We start from the raw sequence: 4,683 nt of genomic DNA on the forward strand, positions 1-4,683 counted from the left end.
GGGCCGCCGACCAGGCGATGCAGTTGGCGACCGGGCCGCAGGGCGACCTGCTACCGACCGGTGCCATCACCGCGCTGCTCGGCGCGCCGCTGCTGCTGTGGCTACTGCCCCGCCTCAGCCTCGGCGCCGAACTTCCGGTGCTCGCCGCGGAGCATCTGCCCAGGATACGGCGCCCTGGCATCCTGCTGGGGGCGATCGGCCTTGCCTTGCTTGTGGTTCTGGTGCTTGCCGTGTTTTGCGGACCCGGGCCGGACGGGTGGAGCTTTGCCTTCGGCGATCAAATGCGGCCTTTGCTGTCATGGCGATGGCCGCGCGTGCTTGCCGCACTTTCCGCCGGCGCCATGCTGGCGCTCGCCGGGTTGATGATGCAGCGTCTGACCGGCAATCCGATGGCGAGCCCGGAGGTTCTCGGTATCAGCGCCGGTGCCGCGCTCGGCATGGTGGTGGCGATGTTTTCCGTCTCCGATCCGGGTCGTCCCGTGCAGACCGCGGCTGCCGCCATCGGCGCCTTCGCCACCTTGCTTGCCGTGCTCGCCATCGGCCGCCGTGCCGCCTACGCGCCGGAGCGGCTGCTGCTTGCCGGCGTCGCGCTGACGGCCCTCTTCGACGCGCTGATTTTGGTGCTCACCGCCACCGGCGACCCGCGCGCCATGCTGCTCATCAACTGGCTGACCGGCTCGACCTATGGTGTCGATCAAGGCTCGGCGGTTATGACCGCGTCGGTCGCGCTTTGCCTTTTGCCGACGGCGCCCTTGTTCGTCCGCTGGCTCGACATGCTGCCCCTGGGCACGCCGGCGCTGCACGCGCTTGGCGTCGATGTGGCCGGCACCCGGCTCCTGGTGCTGCTGACGGTTGCCGTACTGACCGCCGCCGCCACCCTGATCGTCGGTCCGCTGACCTTCATCGGCCTGATGGCGCCGCATCTCGCCCGGCGCCTCGGCCTTGCGCGCGCCTTGCCGCAGGCCGTCGGCGCCGTGCTTGCCGGCGCGCTGATCATGGTCCTGGCCGACTGGATCGGCCGCATAGCCATCTTCCCGCGCCAGATTCCGGCCGGCCTCGTTGCCACGCTCATCGGCGGTCCGGTGCTGATGTGGCTGTTGCGCCGCCGCTGACAGTCAATCGGACGGCGCAGGCAGCCGGGTGGAGTAGAGCCGGCCTTTGGAGGAGCGGCAGCCGGCGCGTTGCGGGTCATGGTTCCGGCGGAGCGCTCAACCGCCGGTAAGGGACGCCGTCGAAGGTTGCGGTCACGAAGCTCTTGACCGACATCTTGCGCTTGCGGCCGTCGCTGCAGGCATAGACCGGCCAGCCGGCCTCGCTGCACTCGCTGGCCGCGCAGATGCGGGCAAGGCAGTTGCCGACGGTCAGCCGGAAGCCGCCTTTGCCGGAGAAGCCCTGCAGCAGGCTGCCATCGGCAGAGCGCCATGTCCGCTGGCGAAACTCCGGTCGCAAAGTCAGGGGTTCGAGAGGGGCGGCGAGGTTGGCCGTGCCAGTGCGCGCCATGAGCTGAAGACGGTAGCGGGCCATCCCGGTCGTATAGGCGGTCACAAGATCGGACTCATCCAAATAGGCGGCCGCCAGATCGGAGTGGTCGAAGAGATGAGCCGGCCGCTCGCCTGCTTCTGTCGGTCCCACCAGGGCAACAAGGGCGACAAGGGCCAGGCAAGCGCGCAACATCTCGATTTCCAGCAGCCATGCATCTTCGGCGTGCCAGCGCCCCGGCTGCCTTCCCACACCATCCCGCCAATTGCTGCGTGGTGCAAGCTGGCGCGAGAGATAACCGGAACGTCTCAGCCGCTGGAAGAGGGCGGCAGCTCGAACAGGGTCGCGCCGTTCTCCCGTCCTCGCTCGATATAGCCGATGACCCGGAACCATTTCGCGACGTCCGGTTCATTGAGCCAGCTGCGCGAGTGTACGGGCAGGTTGCCGGCAAGCGCCTGGATATGGCGGATGTGACGCCTGCAGAAGCGAACGGTTGCGGCTCTGAAGAAATCCTCCTGTGCGGCAAACAGAGTGTCGGCCGCGTCGCCATGCTCATGCCAGGCGATGATGGCGACGGCCTTGTCGCCTTCGACCAGCGCATGCGCCCGGCCTTCCTTCAGGTTCATCATCAGATTGTCGTAAGCGGCCTTGCTGTCCTTGCCGGCCGCCAGGTACTCGTCCGACATTCGCTTGGACAGGCCGCGGAAAACATCCTCGAGGTCTCCGACCGTCGCTGCGCGTGCTCTCATTTCTCCTCCTGACAGCCCGGCAGGCAGTTTGCCCTATCGATGGGGGATCACCAAGCAAATGAAATCCGCCATCGGCCCGACGCGCGCAAACGCATTTCACTCGGGTCCAGATCGCCGGTGCCGTGCTCGTGCGACGCGCGGGCTCGATTGCCTAATGGACACAGGTGTCCATTCAAGATAAGTTCGCGCCGCGCGAAGGTTGACGGCCTTCGTCGATCCGCGGCGGGACGGAATGGATCATGGATTTTCGAGGGCGGGGCGAGTTGATAGCGTCGGTTTGGCAATACGCCGCTGACGCGGCGTCTCAATGCCCCTTCGCACCGATGCAACATCGGTCACGTGACGATGCGGGCTTGAGTTCATGACAAGACACTATTCAGCGCTTTCACTTTTCAAGGAAGGCGTCGCCGGCCAGACCGGCTGGGAAAAGGCCTGGCGCTCGCCCGAGCCGAAGCTGCGTTACGACGCCATCATCATCGGCGGCGGCGGCCACGGCCTCGCTACGGCGTACTATCTCGCCAAGAACCACGGCGTCACCAACGTGGCGTTGCTCGAGAAGGGCTGGATCGGCGGCGGCAACACCGGCCGCAACACCACCGTGGTGCGCTCGAATTATTTCTATCCCGAAAGCGCGGCGATCTACGGGCTGGCCCACAGCCTCTACAAGACCCTGTCGAAGGACCTGAACTACAATGTGATGTTTTCCGCGCGCGGCATCCTCACCCTCGCGCACAGCGAAGCGGCAATGGAAACCGCGACGCGATCCGTCAACGCCATCCAGGTCAATGGCATCGATTGCGAATTGTTCTCGGTCGAGGACGTGCGCCGCGTCGTGCCGATCTATAATTTCGGCCCGGACGCCCGCTATCCGGTCTATGGCGGCACATGGCAGCCGAGCGGCGGCACTGCCCGCCACGACGCCGTCGCCTGGGGTTACGCGCGCGCGGCAAGCCGTCTCGGCGTCGACATCATTCAGAACTGCGAGATTGCCGATTTCATCGTCGAGGATGGACGTTGTCGCGGCGTCGTCACCACGCGCGGCGCGATCCGGGCCGAGCGCACGGGCATGGCCGTGGCCGGCCATTCGTCGGTGCTGGCGGCGAAAGCGAGATTTCGCCTGCCCGTCAATTCCTATGCGCTGCAGGCCTGCGTATCCGAGCCGGTCAAGCCGATCCTCGACACGGTGGTGATCTCACCGGACACGGGCGTCTATGTCAGCCAGTCGGACAAGGGCGAACTCGTCATCGGCGGCGCGCTCGACCGCATCCCGTCCTATGGCCAGCGCGGCAACCTGCCGGTGCTGGAAGGTGTGATCGCCGGCATGCTCGACATGTACCCGATCTTCGGCCAACTGAAGATGATGCGCCAATGGGCTGGCATCGTCGACGTGGTTCCGGATTCCTCGCCCATCATCGGCGAATCACCGTTGCCCGGCCTCTTCCTCAATTGCGGCTGGGGCACTGGCGGCTTCAAGGCGATTCCCGCCGGCGGCACGCTGCTTGCCCATCTGCTTGCCACCGGAAGGCACCACGACATCAGCCGGCCTTTCGATCTTGACCGCTTCGCCCGCGGCCGGCTGATCGACGAGGCTGCCGGCTCCGGCATTGCCCATTGAAGGTGTAGAAAAGATGCAGCTCTTTCCCTGTCCGTTCTGCGGGCCGCGCGAAGAAAGCGAGTTTCACTATGGCGGCGAGGCCGGCAACCTTAGACCCGACGGCGATGTGACGGCCGAGCGCTGGGCCGGCTATCTCCATATGCGCGACAATCCGAAGGGGCCGAGCCGCGAGATCTGGATGCACCTGACCTGCGGCGAGTTCTTTGCGATGAGCCGCGACAGCGTCAACCACAAGGTCTCGGGTTCCTCTGTGCTCGGCGAAACGGAGCACGGCGCATGAGCGCGTCGCGTCTCCCCAATGGCGGCAGCGACATCGATCGCGCCCGTCCGCTGACCTTCACCTTCGACGGCCGAAGCGTCGAGGGCTTCGCCGGCGACACGATCGCCTCCGCGTTGCTGGCGAGCGGCCAGGCGATCGTCGGCCGCAGCTTCAAATATCATCGGCCGCGCGGCATCTGGGGTTCCGGCGTCGAGGAGCCCAACGCACTGGTCGATGTCGAGAGCGACGACGGCCGCGTGCCGAATGCGCGGGCAACGACCGAGCCGGCGAGCGATGGAATCGTCGTCAAGAGCGTCAACGCGTCGCCGACGGCGCTGGCGGACCGCAACGCGGTGCTCGACCGCGTTGCCCGCTTCCTGCCCGCCGCCTTCTACTACAAGACCTTCATGTGGCCGGACTGGCATCTGTTCGAGCCGCGCATCCGCGCCATGGCCGGACTTGGTGTCGTCGACCGCGATTGGAAGCCGCGCCAGGTCGCGGACCAGATCAACCACCATTGCGACGTTCTGGTGGTCGGCGCCGGACCGGCAGGCCTCGCCGCGGCTGCCGGCGCTGCGGCG

6 protein-coding genes are annotated in these 4,683 nt (G+C 66.4%); 4 read left to right on the plus strand and 2 right to left on the minus strand.

Annotated features, from left to right (window positions below):
• Positions 1 to 1,112 (plus strand): iron ABC transporter permease (locus tag DH10_RS35400; RefSeq protein WP_192385926.1); only part of this gene is annotated, 1,112 nt, incomplete at its 5' end.
• Between the two features lie 76 nt (positions 1,113 to 1,188).
• Here DH10_RS35400 and DH10_RS35405 read toward each other — a convergent pair.
• Positions 1,189 to 1,674 carry a hypothetical protein gene (locus DH10_RS35405; protein WP_246506508.1) on the minus strand — a complete coding sequence of 162 codons (486 nt, stop codon included), beginning with the start codon at positions 1,672 to 1,674 and terminating at the stop codon, positions 1,189 to 1,191.
• Positions 1,675 to 1,787: 113 nt separating this feature from the next.
• Positions 1,788 to 2,228 (minus strand): hypothetical protein, encoded by a 441-nt coding sequence (locus tag DH10_RS35410; RefSeq protein WP_192255632.1) that lies wholly within the window; start codon positions 2,226 to 2,228, stop codon positions 1,788 to 1,790.
• A 361-nt stretch (positions 2,229 to 2,589) separates the two neighbouring features.
• Between DH10_RS35410 and DH10_RS35415 the strand changes: the two genes are divergently transcribed.
• The 3 genes from DH10_RS35415 to DH10_RS35425 all read left to right on the plus strand — a co-directional run.
• Positions 2,590 to 3,843 carry a sarcosine oxidase subunit beta family protein gene (locus DH10_RS35415; RefSeq protein WP_192255630.1) on the plus strand — a complete coding sequence of 418 codons (1,254 nt, stop codon included), beginning with the start codon at positions 2,590 to 2,592 and terminating at the stop codon, positions 3,841 to 3,843.
• A gap of 13 nt (positions 3,844 to 3,856) precedes the next feature.
• Positions 3,857 to 4,123, plus strand: a complete 267-nt coding sequence (locus DH10_RS35420; RefSeq protein WP_192255628.1) for a sarcosine oxidase subunit delta — start codon at positions 3,857 to 3,859, stop codon at positions 4,121 to 4,123.
• Positions 4,120 to 4,683 (plus strand): 2Fe-2S iron-sulfur cluster-binding protein (locus tag DH10_RS35425; RefSeq protein WP_192385927.1); only part of this gene is annotated, 564 nt, incomplete at its 3' end. The genes DH10_RS35420 and DH10_RS35425, both read left to right, overlap by 4 nt.

The organism is Mesorhizobium silamurunense, from assembly GCF_014843825.1.
Classification (GTDB): Bacteria; Pseudomonadota; Alphaproteobacteria; order Rhizobiales; family Rhizobiaceae; genus Mesorhizobium; species Mesorhizobium silamurunense.